At 37.4% G+C, this 20,695-nt stretch carries 17 protein-coding genes; all 17 read left to right on the top strand.

Going from position 1 to position 20,695, the window contains the following annotated elements; all coding sequences use genetic code 11:
* A partial coding sequence (locus ACQV2S_RS07795; protein ID WP_428885316.1) for an LPXTG cell wall anchor domain-containing protein occupies positions 1 to 380 on the top strand: 380 nt, incomplete at its 5' end.
* Positions 381 to 696: 316 nt separating this feature from the next.
* Positions 697 to 1,395, top strand: coding sequence for a response regulator transcription factor (locus tag ACQV2S_RS07790; protein WP_428874445.1), 699 nt, complete (start codon positions 697 to 699; stop codon positions 1,393 to 1,395).
* A gap of 141 nt (positions 1,396 to 1,536) precedes the next feature.
* Complete coding sequence (locus ACQV2S_RS07785) at positions 1,537 to 2,460, top strand: ATP-binding cassette domain-containing protein (RefSeq protein WP_428882490.1); 924 nt, start codon at positions 1,537 to 1,539, stop codon at positions 2,458 to 2,460.
* Positions 2,453 to 3,322, top strand: a complete 870-nt coding sequence (locus ACQV2S_RS07780; RefSeq protein WP_428875449.1) for a hypothetical protein — start codon at positions 2,453 to 2,455, stop codon at positions 3,320 to 3,322. Before ACQV2S_RS07785 ends, ACQV2S_RS07780 begins: the two co-directional genes overlap by 8 nt.
* A 23-nt stretch (positions 3,323 to 3,345) precedes the next feature.
* Positions 3,346 to 4,317: a sensor histidine kinase gene (locus ACQV2S_RS07775; protein ID WP_428875451.1), complete on the top strand. Its 972-nt coding sequence runs from the start codon at positions 3,346 to 3,348 to the stop codon at positions 4,315 to 4,317.
* A 113-nt stretch (positions 4,318 to 4,430) separates the two neighbouring features.
* A complete protein-coding gene (clpP, locus tag ACQV2S_RS07770; RefSeq protein ID WP_428874449.1) occupies positions 4,431 to 5,039 on the top strand; it encodes an ATP-dependent Clp endopeptidase proteolytic subunit ClpP in 609 nt (202 codons plus the stop codon).
* Between the two features lie 158 nt (positions 5,040 to 5,197).
* Positions 5,198 to 5,458: an autorepressor SdpR family transcription factor gene (locus tag ACQV2S_RS07765; protein WP_428874450.1), complete on the top strand. Its 261-nt coding sequence runs from the start codon at positions 5,198 to 5,200 to the stop codon at positions 5,456 to 5,458.
* Positions 5,459 to 5,471: 13 nt separating this feature from the next.
* The gene (locus ACQV2S_RS07760) at positions 5,472 to 6,119 is read left to right on the top strand and encodes an SdpI family protein (protein ID WP_428874451.1); all 648 of its coding nucleotides are present in this window, start codon (positions 5,472 to 5,474) and stop codon (positions 6,117 to 6,119) included.
* Between the two features lie 285 nt (positions 6,120 to 6,404).
* Entirely contained in the window at positions 6,405 to 7,445 is a 1,041-nt protein-coding gene (locus tag ACQV2S_RS07755; RefSeq protein WP_428875455.1) for a sugar-binding transcriptional regulator, read from the top strand.
* Between the two features lie 26 nt (positions 7,446 to 7,471).
* Positions 7,472 to 8,470 carry a type I glyceraldehyde-3-phosphate dehydrogenase gene (gene gap, locus ACQV2S_RS07750; protein WP_428874453.1) on the top strand — a complete coding sequence of 333 codons (999 nt, stop codon included), beginning with the start codon at positions 7,472 to 7,474 and terminating at the stop codon, positions 8,468 to 8,470.
* Between the two features lie 64 nt (positions 8,471 to 8,534).
* Positions 8,535 to 9,731 (top strand): phosphoglycerate kinase, encoded by a 1,197-nt coding sequence (locus ACQV2S_RS07745; protein WP_428875456.1) that lies wholly within the window; start codon positions 8,535 to 8,537, stop codon positions 9,729 to 9,731.
* 18 nt (positions 9,732 to 9,749) lie between these two features.
* Positions 9,750 to 10,508 (top strand): triose-phosphate isomerase, encoded by a 759-nt coding sequence (gene tpiA / locus ACQV2S_RS07740; RefSeq protein ID WP_428874455.1) that lies wholly within the window; start codon positions 9,750 to 9,752, stop codon positions 10,506 to 10,508.
* Entirely contained in the window at positions 10,508 to 12,025 is a 1,518-nt protein-coding gene (gpmI, locus tag ACQV2S_RS07735) for a 2,3-bisphosphoglycerate-independent phosphoglycerate mutase (protein WP_428874456.1), read from the top strand. Before tpiA ends, gpmI begins: the two co-directional genes overlap by 1 nt.
* 87 nt (positions 12,026 to 12,112) lie before the next feature.
* A complete protein-coding gene (gene eno, locus ACQV2S_RS07730) occupies positions 12,113 to 13,417 on the top strand; it encodes a phosphopyruvate hydratase (protein ID WP_428875458.1) in 1,305 nt (434 codons plus the stop codon).
* A 147-nt stretch (positions 13,418 to 13,564) separates the two neighbouring features.
* Positions 13,565 to 13,972: a MarR family winged helix-turn-helix transcriptional regulator gene (locus tag ACQV2S_RS07725; protein ID WP_428874458.1), complete on the top strand. Its 408-nt coding sequence runs from the start codon at positions 13,565 to 13,567 to the stop codon at positions 13,970 to 13,972.
* 14 nt (positions 13,973 to 13,986) lie between these two features.
* Positions 13,987 to 14,625 (top strand): nitroreductase family protein, encoded by a 639-nt coding sequence (locus tag ACQV2S_RS07720; RefSeq protein WP_428874459.1) that lies wholly within the window; start codon positions 13,987 to 13,989, stop codon positions 14,623 to 14,625.
* A 546-nt stretch (positions 14,626 to 15,171) separates the two neighbouring features.
* Positions 15,172 to 20,695, top strand: a 5,524-nt coding sequence (locus ACQV2S_RS07715; RefSeq protein ID WP_428885315.1) for a Rib/alpha-like domain-containing protein, incomplete at its 3' end; no start/stop codon positions are given.

Here is a 20,695-nt window from a genome sequence, read left to right as displayed (position 1 = left end):
CGGATGAAGAGGCTCCAGATGGCGGCACTCCGGATGAAGAGGCTCCAGATGGCGGCACTCCGGATGAAGAGGCTCCAGATGGCGGCACTCCGGATGAAGAGGCTCCAGATGGCGGTACTTCAGACGACAGTACTCCGAGTGAGGGGACTCCAGACGATGATACTCCGGATAATGATACTCTCGCCGACAGTAGCCCTAATGATGGTGTGAAAAATGGTGATGAAAGCACAATGGTTACGAAATCAGCTATTCTTAGTACATCTTTGCCTAAGACAGGTGAAAACGATCCATATTTAATTTTTTCAGCATCTGTTTTAACATTGCTTGGTGGACTAGGTTTATATCAAAGAAGTGTAAGCAAGAAAGATAATTTTGTTTAAAGGAATGGTACCTGAATATAGTTAAAATAATTAATAAAAGCTGTTAGTTTTAATTAGTCTGGTTATAATACGAAAAATAAATAAATAGCGTTTAAAATGTCTTTGAAATTTCAGTCTTTGATCAAAAAAGCTTAACTTGTTTTTAAATCAAGTTAAGCTTTTTTTAAATATAATTTTTCAGTTTATATGGAATGTATTTTTAATTTGGATGATCTTTCGAAATATATCTTTCTCGTATATGGGGAAAAGAATCAGTTATATTTTTTTAGACCAATATTTTAGTTTTTTGATATACTATTTAAAAAGGAGTGAACTTATGGTATCGATATTAGTTGTTGAAGATGATACTCAAATTAGCAAAATGTTAGTAGAAGCATTAACAATTGAAGGATATTCAGTGACTCCTGCTTACTCAGGGAGCGAAGGTCAACTTTTATTCGAGCAATCAAGTTTTGATCTAATACTATTAGATTTAATGTTACCAGGCCTCTCTGGTTTAGACCTACTCAAAATAATTCGCCGGGAAAAATCCATTCCGGTGATTGTTATTTCAGCTAAAGAACAAGTTGATGATAAGGTAGAAATTTTACAAGCTGGAGCAGATGACTACTTGGTGAAGCCATTTGATCTTAAAGAGTTAAAAGCTCGTATTCAAGTATGCCTTAAACGCTATCAAACTAGTTTAGAGGAAAAAACATCGAATAAGAGATTGAATTTCGAAGGGTTAATGATTGATTTAGAGACCCAAGCAATTAATTATCAAGGGCAGGAATTAAATTTAACGCCTCAAGAAAGAAGGATCTTAGAATTATTATTAAGTCAACCAAAGAAGGTTTTCTCAAAGCTTGAAATTTATGAATATGCGTGGGGGGCAAATTATTTGGCAGATGATAAGACATTAACCGTTCATGTATCAAATTTACGTAAGAAATTAGACCAAATAAGTAAAAGACCTTGGATTGAAACGGTTTGGGGAATTGGTTTCCGTTTGATTTCGCTGAAAAATAAAAAGTAGTTAAATTGTATTGAATATTTCAATTTCTTTTATTTTCTTTCATGCTTTTATCTTAACCTTTTCTTAGTACTTTCTTTGTTTTTCCTTTGCCATTATATTTTTGAAGGAGCCTATAATTTAGATAACAAAGGAGGAAAGATGATGGAAAGCATTCTTAAAAGTGAAAATTTATGTAAAGCGTATAACAATCAGTTTGCATTGAATAATGTCAGTATGAATGTTCAATCGGGTGATATCTATGGTCTGATTGGTCGTAATGGAGCTGGTAAAACAACCTTAATGAAGATCATTAATCGTCAGATTCTACCGACTAGTGGAAAGGTTTGGATTCAAGACCAAGAAATGGCTAAAAATGACCATTTTCAAGTAAGAATTGGCACTTTAATTGAGGCGCCAGGACTTTATATGGGACTCACAGCTGGGCAAAACCTGGAACTAAAATGTAAATTGTATGGAATTCGCCGTGACAATTATATAGAAGAATTATTGAATTTAGTAGGCTTACCCATTAGTCAAGTTAAGAAAAAGAAAGTTAAAAAATTTTCATTGGGTATGAAACAGCGATTAGGTCTTGCTTTAGCTTTAGTAGGAGATCCAGATCTTTTGTTGTTAGATGAACCTACCAACGGAATGGATCCGCAGGGAATTAGTGAGTTCCGCGAGACGATTCTTAAATTGAATAGCGAGCGTCATATTACGGTTGTGATATCTAGTCATATTTTGGGTGAATTGGCGAAACTCACGACTCGAATTGGTATTATTAATGAAGGTACCTTATTAAAAGAAGCAGATATGGAGGAATTAAATCAGATTAATCAAGATTTTATTCGGATTGAGGGTGGCGATCAGGCTCAAATAATGGCACATTTACAAGAAAAATTAGATCTTCAGCAAATTAAGCAAGTGAGCGATTCTGAACTGCGTGTATATGAACACTTAGATAATCCGTCAGTCATTAGCCATGAATTAATTCGCTCAGGCATTCTTTTTGAACAATTGGTAGTTGAGCGAGCGAGCTTAGAAGATTATTTTATCCGCTTAACAGGAGGTCACAACAATGGTTAATTTTATTCGCTTTGATTCCTATAAGTTGTTGCACATGAAGGCTACTTGGATTACGTTATTGATCCTTTCGTTGATATTCTCTTTACTAACTTATGGCGGCTATGTAACAACACACAAATCTTACGAAGACTATCAACTATCAATGACTTCGAAAGAAACCAATGAAGAAGGCAATTTTAAGTTAGAAATAAAATCGATGCAAGAAGGAGAAATTTTAACAGAGGAAGAGTACGAAACAAGTATTCAAGAAGAAAAAAAAGCCTATCGTTTTTCCGATAGTCTAATTGCTAATTACAGTTTGAGCCTTCTTTTTGTTTATATACTTTCAGCTGTTTTTATTGAAAGTGATTTTTCTTCTGGCTATTTAAAAAATATGTTAGCTATTAAAGGGGCGAAATGGAAATGGATGACTTCTAAATTATTTGTCGCCTTGTTAATATTCTTCATATTTCAAGTTGTTTGTATTGCTTTTTCAGTTCTAATGGCCGGTGTGACAGGTCAATTAGAGTTGCCTATTTATTGGCAAGATCATTTAGCTTTACTATTGCCACAAGCTCTTATGTACCTTATTATTATGTCGGTGACAGTAACCTTAAGTTTATTGCTACAAAGTAAAGTGGCAATCATTGTCTTAGCTTGCCTAGTGGGAACAGGTTTTCACAATCAAATCATTGGATTTATAGGGGATATTGTTGGTTTGGATCTTACAAAACAATTATTCTCCAATAAGCTAATGTCAATGGGCCCAAATTATTCAGAGCAAGCCATGTCAGTGGTAAGTATGGGTGTTGTATACCTATTGGTACTTTATCTCTTGAATAGGTGGTATATTTATCGAATAGACTTTAAGTTTGAACATTAGAGCATAGAAAGTAGGGACCGTCAATGATATATTTTTTATTGATTTTGATAATTCTAGCTATAGTTGGTTATCATTATTACTATCGGCTCCAAGTGTCTGATTTGACGAAGCAATTAAAAGTTATCAGTAAATCCCCTACCAATCAATTACTGACACAAGAGATCTTTTCATCAGAAATGAATGAACTTGTTAAAAGGATAAACTTGGCATTAATTAAAGAAAGAAATATATATCGAGAATTACAAATTGAGCAACGTTCAAAGCAAGAATTAATGATTAATCTTTCCCATGATGTGAGGACACCTTTGACCTCACTCATGGGTTATCTTCAATTAATGGAAACCAGCGAGGATGAGAACGACAAGCAGCGTTATTTTCAAATTATCTATCAAAGAATTGATCATTTAAAAGATTTGTTGGATCGGCTTTTCTTATTGGAGAGGTTGCAAGATACAGAATTTGAGTACAAGAACGAAATAGTGAACTTAAATGAAATTATTACTCAGCATGTTTTGTCTTTCTATGATCAGTTGAAAACAGCTAATATTGAAGTTGAATTGGACTTATCGGACGGTAGTTTTTTAATTACATCGGATGTCAGACTGCTGAACCACGCGCTAGATAATTTAGTAAAAAATGTATTAGATCATGGCAAGGATTATTTAAAAATCAAATTGTCGGGCCATAAAATTGAGGAAGAATTAACAAATCTTAAGCATGAAGACTTAATAAATCAAACAAAACGAGAGGTCTTACCAGGCAATGCAAATGTCGTAAGAATTATTTATTGTAATCGACTTTCACATCCAATTAATGAAGATCCTAATACTTGGTTGAATCGCTTCTATCAAGCTAAAAACAAGCAGTCGAAAACAAAACAAAATACAGGTTTAGGCCTAAATATAATTAAAATAGTCATTGAGAAATTAGGCGGTCAAATTTATTTGGAAACAAAAGGGTCTGATATATTGATAAATCTCTATCTTACAATCTAATTAGCGAATGATTTCATGGAAAAATGGAAGAGCATAAAACTTGACCATTCTTGACCTAATCCGTTATACTATTGAAGTAAATTGAAAGGCTCAGATTAAAGGGAGGATATAGAATGAATTTAGTACCCACAGTAATAGAACAAACATCACGTGGTGAACGCGCTTATGATATTTATTCGCGCTTGTTAAAAGATCGAATTATTATGTTATCAGGTCCAGTGGATGACCACATGGCTAACTCAGTCATTGCCCAATTATTATTTTTAGATGCTCAAGATCCTGAGAAGGATATCTACCTTTATATCAATTCACCAGGAGGTAGTGTTACGGCTGGTTTGGCCATCTATGATACCATGAACTTTATCAAAGCGGACGTCCAAACGATCGTGATTGGATTAGCTGCATCAATGGGATCCGTCCTATTAGCAGCAGGAACCAAAGGCAAGCGCTTTGCCTTACCGAACGCTGAAGTAATGATTCATCAGCCTTTAGGTGGTGCTCAAGGCCAAGCCACTGAAATTGAAATTGCGGCTCGTCATATCCTTAAGACGAGAACGCGCTTAAATGAAATTTTAAGTGAAGCGACTGGTCAACCACTTGAAGTGATTGAAAAGGATACCGACCGAGATAATTTTATGACGGCTGAAGAAGCGAAAGCTTATGGCTTAGTGGACGAAGTGATGGCCAATCGTAAGGATAAAAAGACTAAGAAAGATAAGTAATAAAAGGAAATATCCGTATCTTTTAAGTACTAGCAATGCGCTGGTACTTTTTTTGTGCCCTTAGATGAAGGCAGCATTGCATAATTTAAAAATACATGCTAAACTTATAATTAGATATTTAGCTAATTATCGAAATAAAAAGATGAGGAGGTGAACATTTGAGTGTTCAACTGCTTTTTAAAGCTTTAAGTGATCCCAATCGACGTAAAATTTTAGAATTACTCAGACCCGGCCCTTTAACTGCTGGGGAAATTGTCCGTCAATTTGAATCGGCAGGTTCTACTATTTCTAAACATCTCTCTATTTTAAAACAGGCTGATTTAGTGATTGATAAAAGAGAGGGACAGTTTATTTATTATGAATTAAATAGTTCCGTTTTAGATGGAGTCATTCAATGGTTAATGAATTTAGAAAAATAAAGGAGAGGATTTTATGACTAAAAACTTAACGAGGCATTACTATAAAAACTGGGTTCTTGTTTGTGTTTCTATTATTCTAGCGGGCTATTTCTTTATAAAAGCACCCGAAGTGATTCCTACACACTTTGATTTGGCAGGGAATGCTGATAATTATGGTCCTAAAATAAATCTTTTTAAGTTTCCTGCATTATTGGCTGGACTGAATCTTTTAGTAGAAGTATTGAAACGCATTGATCCAAAACGCGAAAATTATCGACGTTTTGAAAAGCATTTTTATTTAATCATTTTTGCTATGAATATTTATTTACTTAGCAGTCAAATAATTATAGGTGCCTATGGTTTAAACTGGCTCAACCAGATTCCTTCCTATTTAGAAGGAAGTTTAGGGCTACTATTTATTGTTTTAGGGAATTATATGCCAAAAATTAAATTTAATTATTTTATGGGCATACGTACCCCTTGGACATTAGCTGATGAAAAGGTGTGGTATCTTACCCACCGTTTAGCTGGAAAAATATTTGTTGTAATGGGAATCCTTATTTTATTAACCGTCTTCTTGCCGTTGACTATTAAAGAATGGAGTGTTCCTTTGATCACGTTAGGTGGCACTATGAGTGTAGTTGGAGCTTCCTATTGGTTGTATCGCAAACAACATCTTTAATGATTTTTTTATTTATGATAAGCAATCTAAATGTATGTTTTCATCATTTAGATTGTTTGTTTTTTGAACAAAGTCGAATGGAGTTACTATCGATAGTAATTAATGGGGTAAGATTAGCTTAGAAGATGAAGCAGTAGATTTCAAAGGACATAAAGCGCCCAGATTCAGAAAGTATATCCATTGTAATTTAAACCATGCAGTGTTAGAATGTTTTATGAAGAAAGATGAATAGCTTTTTTTCTTTTTATAAAACAAGGTCATTCAGCGACCAACAGGAGGCTTGGAATGGATTTGATTGATGAATTAGGTACAGTGGTACCAGAACTTGGTGAGATGTTAGACATTCGTCTTAATGTTTTAAAAGCTTTATCTAAGCATCAACTACGAATTGGTCGTAAAGCGTTAGCCAAACAAATTCATTTGTCCGAGCGAACTTTGAGAACTAATTTACAAGTATTGCGTGATCAAAGTCTGGTAGATGTAAGTCGTGCGGGGATACGTATTACGGATGAAGGACAAAGAGTAGGCCATCTCATTCAGCAGTTAAGGATGGGGCAGGACCGTTTACCGGAATACGAAGCAGCCTTAGCTAAAGAATTAAATATACAAAACTGCTGGGTAGTAGCTGGCGATGTAGATAGCGACTTTACAGTTTTTCAAATGCTTGCTGAAGCAGTTCAAACGATTCTAGGACAAGAATTACCGCAAGAAGCGGTTGTAGCTGTTACGGGAGGGTCCACTTTGGCTAATATGGGTCAACATTTTACTAAGGAACTATCGCAAAACAGACAATTATCCTTTGTGCCTAGCCGTGGTGGTATGGAAGGTTCTTTTCATATTCAATCTAATACGGTAGCTGGAATAATGGCTCATGAGACCCAAGCTGACTATGTTCCCTTGTATATTCCAGATCGTTTAACTGATCAGTTGAGTCAAGAGATTGTTAAGGATCCAACCATTAAAAAAGCCCTTGATTTAAGTCGATCAGCGGACTGTCTTTTATTAAGTGTGGGAGCTGCTCAAGTAATGTCAAAGCGAAGAAAACTAACTCCGCCACAAGAAAGAATACTTCTCGAAGGTCAAGCGGTAGGAGAAGCATTTGGCATTTTTTATGATGCAGAGGGAAAGGTTGTTTTTTCCATCCCTCGCTTAGGCTTACAACTTGAAGATGTCATTAAGTTTCCGTTATTATTAACCATAGTAGCAGGCCAACAAAAAGCACCTGCTACCCGAGCTTTCTACAAGATGATGCCAAAACAAACCTGGCTCATTTGTGATAAAAGTCTCGCTAAAGCTGTTTTAAATGGGGTTACCCAATTTAAATAAAATATCCTAAGGGGGAAATTATCAATATGTCAACAAAAATCGCAATCAATGGTTTCGGTCGTATTGGACGTTTAGCATTACGTCGTATTTTAGAAAAGGATTCAGATTTAGAAGTTGTTGCAATTAATGATTTAACAGATAACGAAGATTTAGCTTATTTATTAAAATATGACTCAGCGCAAGGTCGTTTTCCATACTCTGTCGAAGCTAAAGGTGATGTGATTGTTGTAGATGGTAAAGAGATTAAAGCCTTTGCTGAGCCAGATGCAGCGAAGTTACCATGGAAAGATTTAGGGGTTGAATTCGTCTTAGAATGTACTGGTTTTTACAATTCAGCAGAAAAGGCTCAAGCCCATATCGATGCAGGTGCTAAGCGTGTCCTAATCTCAGCACCCGCTAAGTCAGCTGAAACGAAGACAATTGTTTATGGTGTAAACCACGAAGTTCTAACAGCTGATGATGTGATTGTTTCAGCAGCTTCATGTACAACTAACTGCTTAGCTCCAATGGTCAATGTTTTACATAAAGAATTTGGTCTAAAATCTGCCCAAATGGTAACGGTTCATGCTTATACAGCAACTCAAAAATTACAAGATTCGCCAGGCGGACGTAAAAACCGTGCAGGAGCATTTTCAATTATTCCTGCTTCCACTGGAGCTGCTAAAGCAATCGGAAAAGTAATTCCTGAATTGAATGGTAAAATTGACGGTGCAGCTTTACGAGTTCCAACAATCACTGGTTCTTTAACTGAGGTATATGCAGTCTTAGACAAAGAAGTAACAGCTGAGGAAGTTAACGCAGCGATGAAGAAATATGAATCAGATGCTTTTGTCTATGAAGAAGATGAAATTGTTTCTGCAGACATTATTGGTTATCCAGCAGGATCTGTTTTTGATTCAACACTTACAAAAGTAATGGGTGAAGGTGACGATCAAATCGTTATGGCAGCCTCTTGGTATGATAATGAGTACGGCTTTACAGCGAACATGATTTCAACCTTAGAATATTTTGTTGAATTAAATTAATAAGACCCACACTAGCGGGGAAGCAAACGCGCTTCTCCGTTTTTTTCATAAAGGAGGAAGAAGAATGGCTAAAAAAACTATTAGAGACTTAAACCTTGAAAACAAAACCGTATTAGTACGTGTCGATTTTAACGTTCCGATGGATGGTAATAAGATTACAGACGATAATCGAATTGTAGCTGCTCTAGATACGATAAAGTATTTAATTGAGCATCAAGCCAAGGTTGTTTTATTTTCACATCTAGGTAAGATCAAATCGGCAGAGGATTTGGATAAAGCAGATCGTAACTTAAATCCTGTAGCAAATCGTTTATCTGAATTATTAGGACAAGAGGTTGTTTTTATTGATGAAACACGTGGCGAAAAATTAGAATTAGCGGTTAAAAATTTGCAAGAGGGTCAAGTATTGTTAGTTCAAAACACACGGTTTGAAGATGTAGAAGGGAAAAAGGAATCTGGGAATGATCCAGAACTTGGCAAGTATTGGGCAAGTCTAGGGGATCTATTTGTTAATGATGCATTTGGAACCGCACATCGTTCTCATGCATCGAATGTTGGTATTGCAGCGCATTTAGATTCAGCGGTCGGCTTCTTAATGGAAAAAGAAGTGAAATTCTTGAAAGAAGCGGTAGATCAGCCGGAACGTCCTTTTGTTGCTATATTAGGGGGAGCAAAAGTTTCTGATAAGATTAAAGTTATTGAGAATTTGTTAGATCGAGCTGATAAAGTAATTATCGGTGGAGGTATGGCGTATACCTTTTTCAAGGCAAAAGGCCTCGAAATTGGACAATCCATTTGTGAACCAGATCGCATCGAACTCGCTAAAGAAATTATGGAAAAAGCAGGCGATAAATTAGTGTTACCGGTTGATAATGTTGTGGCTAAAGAATTTAACAAGGATGCCGAAACTAAAGTGGTAGCTTCTGAAGAAATTCCTACAGACTACATGGGGATGGATATAGGGCCTCAGACAGTTGATTTGTTTGCTGAAACTTTAGCTGGCGCCAAAACTGTAGTGTGGAATGGGCCAATGGGTGTTTTTGAAATGGAAAAATTTGCACAGGGAACGATGGGAGTTTGTCAAGCCATTGCTAATTTAGAGAGTGCGACCACTATTGTAGGTGGAGGAGATTCTGCTGCAGCTGTTACTCAATTGGGTTATGAAGATAAGTTCACGCATATTTCTACCGGTGGAGGAGCCTCCTTATCTTATCTTGAGGGAGCCGAATTACCAGGCGTGGAGTCCATTGATAATCTATAATTAGAAAAGGAGAAAAATATGTCACGAAAACCAATTATTGCCGGAAACTGGAAAATGAATAAAACAGCTAAAGAATCACGTGGTTTTATTGAAAATGTCAAATTAGATATCCCTTCAAATGATTTAGTGGATGCAGTGATCGGAGCACCTGCTGTTTTCTTAGAAGCTATGACCGAAGCTGTACAGGGAACTGATTTACAAGTAGCTGCGCAAAATTGTTTTTGGGAAGATGAAGGCGCTTTTACGGGCGAAATCAGTCCCAAAACGCTAGCGGCTTTAGGTGTAGATTATGTGATCATTGGACATTCTGAGCGTCGTCAATATTTTCATGAAAGCAATGAAGAAATTAATCAAAAAGCTCATGCTATCTTTCGTAATGGAATGAAGCCGATTATTTGTTGCGGAGAAACGCTCGAAACCTACGAAGCAGGAAATGCTGAGGAATTTGTAGGCCAACAAATAACGGCAGCTTTAAAAGATTTAACGGAAGGTCAAGTACAATCATTGGTAATTGCGTATGAACCAATTTGGGCAATTGGGACGGGTAAATCAGCAACAAAAGATGATGCCCAAAAGATGTGTCATGCGATTCGTCAAGTAGTAGCAGAAAACTTTAACCAAGAGGTAGCTGATCAAGTACGTATTCAATATGGCGGGTCAGTTAAACCTGATAATATTGCAGAGTACCTAGCTTGTCCAGATGTAGACGGAGCATTAGTAGGCGGAGCGAGCCTACAACCTGAATCATTCTTAGCTTTATTGGAGGCGGTTAAATAATGGGAAAAGCACCTATTGCTTTAATTATTTTAGATGGCTTTGGTATTCGCGAGGAGACTTATGGGAATGCCGTTAAGGCGGCGCATAAACCCAACTTTGATCGTTATTGGCAGCAATTTCCCCATCAACAACTCAGAGCAGAAGGGGAAAATGTTGGTTTACCAGAAGGTCAAATGGGGAATTCTGAAGTAGGACATATGAATATTGGGGCTGGAAGAATTGTCTATCAATCCTTGACGCGAATAAATAAGTCCATTCAAGAGGGTAGTATAAAAAAGATTCCTGAACTCACCAAGGCCATCGAGCACGCTAAGCAAAATAATGGAGCATTGCATTTAATGGGCTTACTTTCTGACGGTGGGGTTCATTCACATATCAATCATCTCTTCGGTTTAATTGAGTTAGCTAAAGAAATGGATTTAAACAAAGTGTATATTCACGCTTTTCTAGATGGACGTGATGTTGGACCTCAATCCGGAATAGATTTTATAAGAGATACAGAAAGTTTTATTAAAGAAAAAGGAATTGGTGAAATTGCAACAGTCTCTGGACGCTACTATGCAATGGACCGTGATAAGCGTTGGGACCGCGTTAAATTAGCCTATGATGCCTTAGTTAGTGGCCAAGGACCTCAATATGCCTCTGCTGAAGCAGGAGTTCAGGCTTCTTATGATCAAGAAGTATATGATGAATTTGTTCAACCTTTTGTGGTGGATCCAGAAGGACACATTAAAGAAGGCGATAGCCTTATTTATTATAATTTCCGACCTGATCGTGCGATTCAACTATCAACAGCTTTAAGTAATCCGGCTTTTGACGGCTTTGACACATCGAATCGACCAGAAAACTTACAATTTGTAACATTTACTAAATATTCAAAAGATGTTCTAGCCGAAATCGCTTTCAAGAAAGTTGATTTAGTGAATACGATTGGCGAAGCGATAGCGAAAGCAGGCAAAACGCAGTTACGTATTGCAGAAACTGAGAAGTTTCCTCATGTCACTTTCTTTATGTCAGGTGGCCGTCATGAAACGTTTCCGGGAGAAGAACGTATTTTAATTCCTTCTCCTAAAGTAGCTACTTATGACTTAAAACCTGAAATGTCCGCTTACGAAGTCAAGGACGCATTGATAGATAAAATTAATGAAGATACGATTGATGCAATCATTCTTAATTTTGCTAATCCGGATATGGTTGGTCATTCAGGTATGTTAGAGCCAACCGTCAAAGCTATTGAAGCGGTCGATGAGTGCCTCGGTCAAATTGTCGATTTGATTTTAGAAAAAGAAGGTGTTGCAATCATTACAGCCGATCACGGCAATTCAGATGAAGTCATTACGTTAGAAGGTAAACCTATGACTGCTCATACTACCAATCCTGTACCAGTAATTGTTACGAAAGAAGGAATCTCGTTAAGAGAAGGTGGCATACTATCTGATTTAGCACCTACTATGCTTGACCTTTTAAAAATTGACCAACCAAGTGAGATGACTAGCCAAAGTTTAATTAAGCATTAATGGCAATTCATTGAATTTAATTTACTAAAACAATAGAATAAGATTGAGACGTTTAACCGTTTCAATCCAACAAAAGGAGCGAATAAAATGCCTTATATTACAGATGTTTACGCACGTGAAGTTCTTGACTCAAGAGGAAACCCAACAATTGAAGTAGAAGTTTATACCGAAAGTGGTGCCTTTGGACGCGGAATGGTCCCTTCAGGAGCATCTACTGGAGAACATGAAGCAGTAGAATTACGTGATGGAGATGCAACACGCTATGGTGGCAAAGGAGTTAGCCAAGCCGTTGATAACGTTAACCACTTTTTAGCCGAAGCCTTATTAGGGTTTGATGTATTGCAACAACAAGCTATTGATCAAATGATGATTGAAATGGATGGCACACCGAATAAAGGAAAACTCGGAGCAAACGCTATCTTAGGCGTATCTATTGCTGTGGCACGTGCAGCTGCTGATTATTTAGAAATACCTTTATACCAATACTTAGGTGGATTCAATACCAAAGAGTTACCAGTACCAATGATGAATATTGTTAATGGTGGCTCACACTCGGATGCTCCGATTGCTTTCCAAGAGTTTATGATTTTACCTGTTGGGGCTGAAAACTTTAAAGAAGCGTTACGTTGGGGCGCTGAAGTTTTCCATGCGCTAAAATCAATTCTCAAGGAACGTGGGTTAGAAACATCAGTAGGTGACGAGGGTGGTTTTGCGCCTCGCTTTGAAGGAACGGAAGACGGTGTAGAGACCATTCTTAAAGCGATTGAGAAAGCTGGCTACAAACCCGGTCAAGATATCTTCTTAGGCTTTGACTGTGCCGCTTCAGAATTTTACGTAGAGGGTGTTTATGATTATGCCAAATTTGAAGGAGAAGGCGGTAAAAAACGCTCAGCCCAAGAACAAGTTGACTACCTTGAAGAGTTAGTGAATAAATATCCAATCATTTCCATTGAAGATGGTATGGATGAAAATGACTGGGAGGGTTGGAAGTTACTAACTGAACGTTTAGGTGACAAAGTCCAATTAGTTGGAGATGATCTATTTGTGACCAACACTGAAATTCTTTCACGTGGTATTGAAGAAAGTGTGGGGAATTCCATTTTAATCAAAGTGAATCAAATTGGGACACTAACTGAGACATTTGATGCGATTGAAATGGCTAAGCGTGCAGGGTACACAGCAGTCATTTCTCACCGTTCAGGTGAAACGGAAGACTCCACTATTGCGGATATTGCAGTAGCAACCAATGCGGGTCAAATTAAGACAGGGTCTTTATCACGTACAGACCGTATTGCCAAATATAATCAATTATTGCGGATTGAAGATGAATTAAGTGAATTAGCACAATATAATGGCAAAAAAGTTTTCTATAATTTAAAAGATTTCAAATAAGATTGACAGAATAGATTAAAGCGCTCTCTAAGAATTTAGAGAGCGTTTTTTGGTTAATAAAGGAGCATTTTATTTTAAAAAACAAACAAAACACTTTATAATTGACGAGTCAACTGTTGATTTATGAAATGAAAGAGGGAGGGTTTGGTGAGTCTAAGAGAAGTAAGTAGATTATTTTATCAATTAAAACTAGTTAACCAGGAGTTAATTAGTAAATTTGAAAAAGAAACGTCATTTAGTATAACGCGCTTTGAATTAATGATGTTTTTAAAAGAGCATGGTCCTTGTTGCCAAACTCGTCTACAAAAGGAATTAAAGATAGATCGTGCAGCTGTTACAAGACATTTAAGAATTCTTGAAGGAAAAAAATATGTGATCCGCAAAAGAAATAAAGAAAATAATCGTGAAGTGCTCGTAACAATTACCGATAAGGCGTTAAATGATTTGAATCGTTGCCAGCAGAGTCATTGTCAATCTGAGCAACAGAGGATTTTACCCCTATCTAAAGATGAAACACAGCGATTGATCGAATTATTAACCAAATTAATACAATAGAAAAGGAGAATAATATGTCCAACCACTTAGTCACTAATAATTTTTCAGAAATTACTTATGGAAGAAAGTCAATTCGTGCTTATGATGAGAAGTATAAAATAAGTCAGGAAGAAATGCTTGAAATGATTCAAGAAGCTACCACAGCTCCTTCATCCGTCAATATGCAACCATGGAGGTTTGTGGTGGTTGAAAGCCAAGAGCAAAAAGCCAAATTAAAACCACTTATTCGTTTTAATACGCTGCAAAATGACACTTCATCTGCTATGATATTAATATTTGGCGATATGCAGTGTTATGAACTCGGTGAAGAAATCTACAATCAAGCAGTCGAGGAAGGTAAAATGCCTGCTGAAACGAGAGATCAACAATTATCTGTCATTATTCCTTATTATAAAAGCTTTTCTAAACAAAAAATGAATGATGTTGTAAAAATTGATTCAAGTTTGGCAGCCATGCAATTAATGTTAGTGGCTCGTTCTCATGGTTATGATACCAATGCAATCGGTGGTTTTGAAGAGGACTTATTGGCTGAAGCTTTCGGTCTCGACAAAGAACGCTATGTACCGGTAATGATCCTATCAATTGGAAAGGCTAAAGATTCTGGTTATCCATCCGTACGCTTAGCCGCTGAAAAAATTACAGAATTTAAATAAGAAACGCTAAAAACTTAAAGAATTTATAAATTAAAGTTAAACGCCTCCTCTAGCGATGCTTATTGGCATCGCTAGAGGAGGCGTTTTAAGTTTTATTATTAACAAGTAATAATTATAAAAATGAAAGATATTAAACGCATTACTGTGATTCTCAACCACGTTTAAAAAATATAGATAATACTATTATTGTTATAAAGTTGAATTGAAGATCGATCTGCTTAGGATCAGATTACATATAGGATAAACATAGAAGTTCAGAAAAATAATACTTGGATATGAACTTTATTGTAAGGCAACCCTTTTAAAAAACTTAGTATAGAAAAGATGTGTAAAACTCCCAACTTATTACATAAATATAAAGGAATGAGGTAGCCATAATTTTTTTACTTTAAATTGATATATAATACAACCTATTTATAAATAAAATAATAATTATATAGCATTTGTTTGACTAAATCAAGCGAATATTATAATATGTTCTTATAGTATTGTCGCTATACTTTAGAAAAGATGTCGCAATATTAAATTTTTTTTAGGAGTGATATTGTGGTCGGTAAGAATAATAAATTTTTGAAACAGAGGAAGTTTTCTAATAAAGATAACAAATATGCAATAAGAAAGTTTGCATTTGGATCTTGTTCTGTTTTAATCGCATCTTTTTTCATATTTGCAGGTGTAGGTCAAGATAGTGTTTATGCACAAAATATTACAGAAGAAACCTCAACAAGCGCGACGACAGAAGAAACAGCAGATAATTCATTAAACGAACAAAACGATTTAAACGAAGTAGTCACTTCTGAATTAACAAATAGTTCAGAAGATAAGATAACTAATGAAGAACTAGTTACCACTGAAGAAGTTATGACCTCAGAGGAAGCAACAGTCACAGGTGATGATACCACATTAAATGAACTTTCAAATGATGAATTAGAAGCGGAAAATACCGCTAAAAATGCAGCATTAGAAGCTGCTTTGGCTGCAAAAGAAGCTTCTAATGCTGCCGAAAAAGCTTCTGAAGCGACGAGTGTTATAGAAGCAGAAACCGCAGCGAAAGAAGCTATTTCAGCTTTAAATAATGCTAAGGCAGAAGCAGGGATAGCCATCGAGGCAGCAAATATTGCTGGAACTACAAAAGCTTTAGCATTAGCAAAAGAAGCGGAAATCTCAGCAAATAAGGCTAAGTCTATAGTAGCGTCTATAAAAGAAGAAAAAGCTACAAACTTAGAAGCGAATAAAACTAGTTTAGAAGAAATAACAACTAGTATAGAAAATGAAACATTAGCGAATGAAAGTAGAACCTCTAATTCAGAGGCGACATCAATTAATGCACCTCAAGATAAAGCTTTATCTGCTCCGGAATCTTTTGATACTTTAGCGAATCTTTTACCTGCTGATCAGAATGTGATCAGTATTGAAAACAAAATGTTAGATGGAGAATTTAATCTCAAATATCTAAAACACCATTTAAATGGTAGAACTTACGTAGATAATGCAGGAAATACAGGGATATATGATGGGGATAAAGAACTCATTAAATCCCAAGATAACCATCAGGTTAATGACAAACATTTGATTAATAATCAAGACTATCTAGTTGGGAACGTACCTTTATATATGCAATGGATGGATAGAGATGGTACTTTGTCACCTATTTATACATTTAAATCCAATGATAATGGTTATTTTGCAGTGAATCCAGGGATATTTAAAGTGGTCAATCCTGATGGAACAACAACGGACCACGAATTTCTTGGTAAGCAGTTAGAAACTGTATTATATTCAGCTTTTAAATATCGAATATGGGCAGATCAAGATTGGTTAGTCAATAATAAGTATGATAATGTTCAAACAAGTAATGGTAACCCTGGACAATGGGGAGGTTATAGTCAGGGAATTAATGGTATATGGACACCAATTCTTCAAGATGTGGCAACGATGCAGATTCAAGATGTTGCTGTCGTTTTACAACCTAAAGATCAATTGACTCAGCATAATAAAGAAAAAGTAGTCGAAATTGATAAATTAGTAGGGGATATCAATCATGCAAATTACGCTAATGATAAGACAATTGTAGGAAATGTTTATTGGGAGGCAGATTATGCACCAGGAATCACCTCACAATATCCAGCCTATGAAGAAAAAACAGGTGATAAATTTGCTGAGGATATGACGGTTTATCTAACTATCCAAGATGTTTTGAATCCTAATAATAAGGTTACCTATAAGACAAAGACCAATCAATTTGGTGATTTTAAGTTCGATATAGCTAATGTAAGAGAGATGTTAGGAATCAAGCAAAGAAAAAATGCGTCTCTATGGCATCAAGTGATCATGAATATGTCGGTAGCTGATTCGCAAGGAAATCAGTTTGGTAAAGAAGTTTCTGTTTTTTCTAACTCCACTTTAGATGGACAATTCTATAATGGGAAAAACCTTAAATACGACACAGGGGGTCTTGATGCATCTGACTTTATCCTCGTTTCAAGATATGATTCTGAATTTAGGGACTTCTCGACTTCAAGCAAGCCGACAACAGCCTTGTTATATTCTCAAACGAATTCTTCTGGAAGGGATGAATTCAAAGGAGCTGGTTTCCAATTTGTACTAAGAAATACTATTCCAACAATAGACATTACTAATTATGATTCAACCGATAATTATGCAGCACCCGGCAATAAAGCGAATGCTGTTGTTACTGGAGCTGTGCCTGATGTTGAGTATATCGTTCGTTGGTATGAAGTTCCTGAAGATCCTACGAAATCTCCAAAATTAGTTCTTGAAGGAACCCCTTTTACTGTTGCAGCAAATGGAGTTTTCCCAGATCAAGCATTTGATGTACCTGCTAATTTGCCACGAGAAACAATGTATATTGCTCAATTAGAAACAGTAAATACGGGAAATATAATAGCGATTGATAATTTTTATGCGAGGTTAAAAAATGAAGCAGATACATTTGCTCCCGTTGCAACTGTTGAGAATATCAAAGTGGGAGAAACAGTTAACTTAATCGATAATGTGACTGTTCCTAACTATGATGGAAAACCAACATTTGAGGATATTACTCCTTTAGGTTCGATAGATAATACAAAACCTGGGGAATATACGGGTACGGTCAAAGTAACCTACCAAGACGGAAGTTCTGAAACTATTCAAGTACCTGTAGTGGTAACCGCTGTAGACGTTCCTCATGATTCAATTTATGAACCGAATGTAACTCCGGAGATAATTAAAGTAGGAGATACGATTGATTTAGCAGATAACGTAACTGTTCCAAACTATGTGCAGGATCCAAAGCATAGCGGTGTCCCTCTTTTTGAGGATGTGACGCCAGATGGAGTGATTGATAATACAACTCCTGGAGAATATACGGGTAAAGTTAAAGTGACTTATCCAGATAATACATTTGAAATTGTTGATGTGCCAGTGACTGTAATCGATAAAAAATCCGATGTATATGATCCAATGGTGGTACCAGAAGTAATTGAAATTGGACAAACTCCTAATTTAATAGATAATGTGACTGTTCCTTCATATATTCAAGATTCAAAATATCCAGGTGTCCCTACTTTTGAGGATGTGACGCCAGATGGAGTGATTGATAATACAACTCCTGGAGAATATACAGGTAAAGTTAGAGTAACTTATCCAGACGGAACATCCGAAATTGTTGATGTACCTGTTACCGTAAAAACTCCGGAAGCTTCACAAGCAGATGTTTTCGTTCCTCAAGTAACTCCTGAAATTATTGGGATAGGAGGAACACCCGATTTATTAGATAATGTTAGCATTCCAGATTATGTAGTGAATCCAAAATATCCTGGAGATATAATTTTTGAAGATGTGACTCCAGCTGGAACCATCGATAATACAACACCTGGCGGCTATATTGGACTTGTTAAAGTGACTTATCCAGATGGATCAATGGAAATCATCCAGGTACCGGTGACGGTGACTGCGCCAGAGATCCCTCAAAAAGAAGATTACGATCCAACGGTTAAGCCAGAGATCGTAGAAGTAGATGGCATCGTTGATTTAACCGACAACGTAATAGTTCCAGATTATGTAGAGGATCCAGATCATCCAGGTGTACCAAGCTTTAAGGATGTGACACCAGCTGGACAAATTGATCCAAGCACACCAGGTAAGTATACAGGTCTAGTGGAAGTCACTTATCCTGATGGTTCTAAAGAAATAGTTACCGTACCGGTTACAGTGACTGCGCCAGAAGTACCCGATAAGGACAGTTATGATCCAACAGTTAAACCAGAGATCGTAGAAGCAGGCGGCACGATTGATTTAACCGATAATGTCACGGTTCCAGACTATGTCGTAGACCCAGCCCATCCAGGCGTACCAAGCTTTAAGGATGTGACACCAGAGGGTACGATCGATCTAAATGAGCCAGGTAAGTATACAGGTCTAGTGGAAGTCACTTATCCTGATGGTTCTAAAGAAATAGTTACCGTACCGGTTACAGTGACTGCGCCAGAAGTACCCGATAAGGACAGTTATGATCCAACAGTTAAACCAGAGATCGTAGAAGCAGGCGGCACGATTGATTTAACCGATAATGTCACGGTTCCAGACTATGTCGTAGACCCAGCCCATCCAGGCGTACCAAGCTTTAAGGATGTGACACCAGAGGGTACGATCGATCTAAATGAGCCAGGTAAGTATACAGGTCTAGTGGAAGTCACTTATCCAGATGGATCAACGGAAATCATCCAGGTACCGGTAACAATCACAACACCTGAAACGCCACAAGCGGATGATTATACCCCAGTGGTAACGCCAGAGATCGTAGAAGCAGGCGATCCGATCGACTTAACCGATAATGTCACGGTCCCTGGTTATGTAGTAGACCCAGACAACCTAGGAGTTCCAAGCTTTAAGGATGTGACACCAGAGGGTACGATCGATCTAAATGAGCCAGGTAAGTATATAGGTCTAGTGGAAGTTACTTATCCAGATGGATCAACGGAAATCATCCAGGTACCGGTAACAATCACAACACCTGAAACGCCACAAGCGGATGATTATACCCCAGTGGTAACGCCAGAGATCGTAGAAGCAGGCGATCCGATCGACTTAACCGATAATGTCACGGTCCCTGGTTATGTCGTAGACCCAGCCCATCCAGGCGTACCAAGCTTTAAGGATGTGACACCAGAGGGTACGATCGATCTAAATGAGCCAGGTAAGTATACAGGTCTAGTGGAAGTCACTTATCCTGATGGTTCTAAAGAAATAGTTACCGTACCGGTTACAGTGACTGCGCCAGAAGTACCCGATAAGGACAGTTATGATCCAACAGTTAAACCAGAGATCGTAGAAGCAGGCGGCACGATTGATTTAACCGATAATGTCACGGTTCCAGACTATGTCGTAGACCCAGCCCATCCAGGCGTACCAAGCTTTAAGGATGTGACACCAGAGGGTACGATCGATCTAAATGAGCCAGGTAAGTATACAGGTCTGGTGGAAGTCACTTATCCAGATGGATCAACGGAAATCATCCAGGTACCGGTAACAATCACAACACCTGAAACGCCACAAGCGGATGATTATACCCCAGTGGTAACGCCAGAGATCGTAGAAGCAGGCGATCCGATCGACTTAACCGATAATGTCACGGTCCCTGGTTATGTCGTAGACCCAGCCCATCCAGGCGTACCAAGCTTTAAGGATGTGACACCAGAGGGTACGATCGATCTAAATGAGCCAGGTAAGTATATAGGTCTGGTGGAAGTCACTTATCCAGATGGATCTAAAGAAATAGTTACCGTACCGGTTACAGTGACTGCACCAGAAGTACCCGATAAGGATAGTTATGATCCAACAATTAAGCCAGAAATCGTAGAAGCAGGCGGCACGATTGATTTAACCGATAATGTCACGGTTCCAGACTATGTCGTAGACCCAGCCCATCCAGGCGTACCAAGCTTTAAGGATGTGACACCAGAGGGTACGATCGATCTAAATGAGCCAGGTAAGTATATAGGTCTGGTGGAAGTCACTTATCCAGATGGATCAACGGAAATCATCCAGGTACCGGTAACAATCACAACAC

It is taken from the genome of Facklamia sp. P13064, assembly GCF_050409425.1.
GTDB lineage: Bacteria > Bacillota > Bacilli > Lactobacillales > Aerococcaceae > Facklamia.
Note: the sequence above shows the minus strand (reverse complement) of the source record. Positions and strands in the feature narration are given on the sequence as shown.

Bases quoted from the DNA above. Each gene is read 5' to 3' on its own strand.
- ACQV2S_RS07790 (WP_428874445.1), top strand. From the start codon at position 697: ATGGTATCGATATTAGTTGTTGAAGATGATACTCAAATTAGCAAAATG.
- ACQV2S_RS07785 (WP_428882490.1), top strand. From the start codon at position 1,537: ATGGAAAGCATTCTTAAAAGTGAAAATTTATGTAAAGCGTATAACAAT.
- ACQV2S_RS07780 (WP_428875449.1), top strand. From the start codon at position 2,453: ATGGTTAATTTTATTCGCTTTGATTCCTATAAGTTGTTGCACATGAAG.
- ACQV2S_RS07775 (WP_428875451.1), top strand. From the start codon at position 3,346: ATGATATATTTTTTATTGATTTTGATAATTCTAGCTATAGTTGGTTAT.
- clpP (WP_428874449.1), top strand. From the start codon at position 4,431: ATGAATTTAGTACCCACAGTAATAGAACAAACATCACGTGGTGAACGC.
- ACQV2S_RS07760 (WP_428874451.1), top strand. From the start codon at position 5,472: ATGACTAAAAACTTAACGAGGCATTACTATAAAAACTGGGTTCTTGTT.
- ACQV2S_RS07755 (WP_428875455.1), top strand. From the start codon at position 6,405: ATGGATTTGATTGATGAATTAGGTACAGTGGTACCAGAACTTGGTGAG.
- gap (WP_428874453.1), top strand. From the start codon at position 7,472: ATGTCAACAAAAATCGCAATCAATGGTTTCGGTCGTATTGGACGTTTA.
- ACQV2S_RS07745 (WP_428875456.1), top strand. From the start codon at position 8,535: ATGGCTAAAAAAACTATTAGAGACTTAAACCTTGAAAACAAAACCGTA.
- tpiA (WP_428874455.1), top strand. From the start codon at position 9,750: ATGTCACGAAAACCAATTATTGCCGGAAACTGGAAAATGAATAAAACA.
- gpmI (WP_428874456.1), top strand. From the start codon at position 10,508: ATGGGAAAAGCACCTATTGCTTTAATTATTTTAGATGGCTTTGGTATT.
- eno (WP_428875458.1), top strand. From the start codon at position 12,113: ATGCCTTATATTACAGATGTTTACGCACGTGAAGTTCTTGACTCAAGA.
- ACQV2S_RS07720 (WP_428874459.1), top strand. From the start codon at position 13,987: ATGTCCAACCACTTAGTCACTAATAATTTTTCAGAAATTACTTATGGA.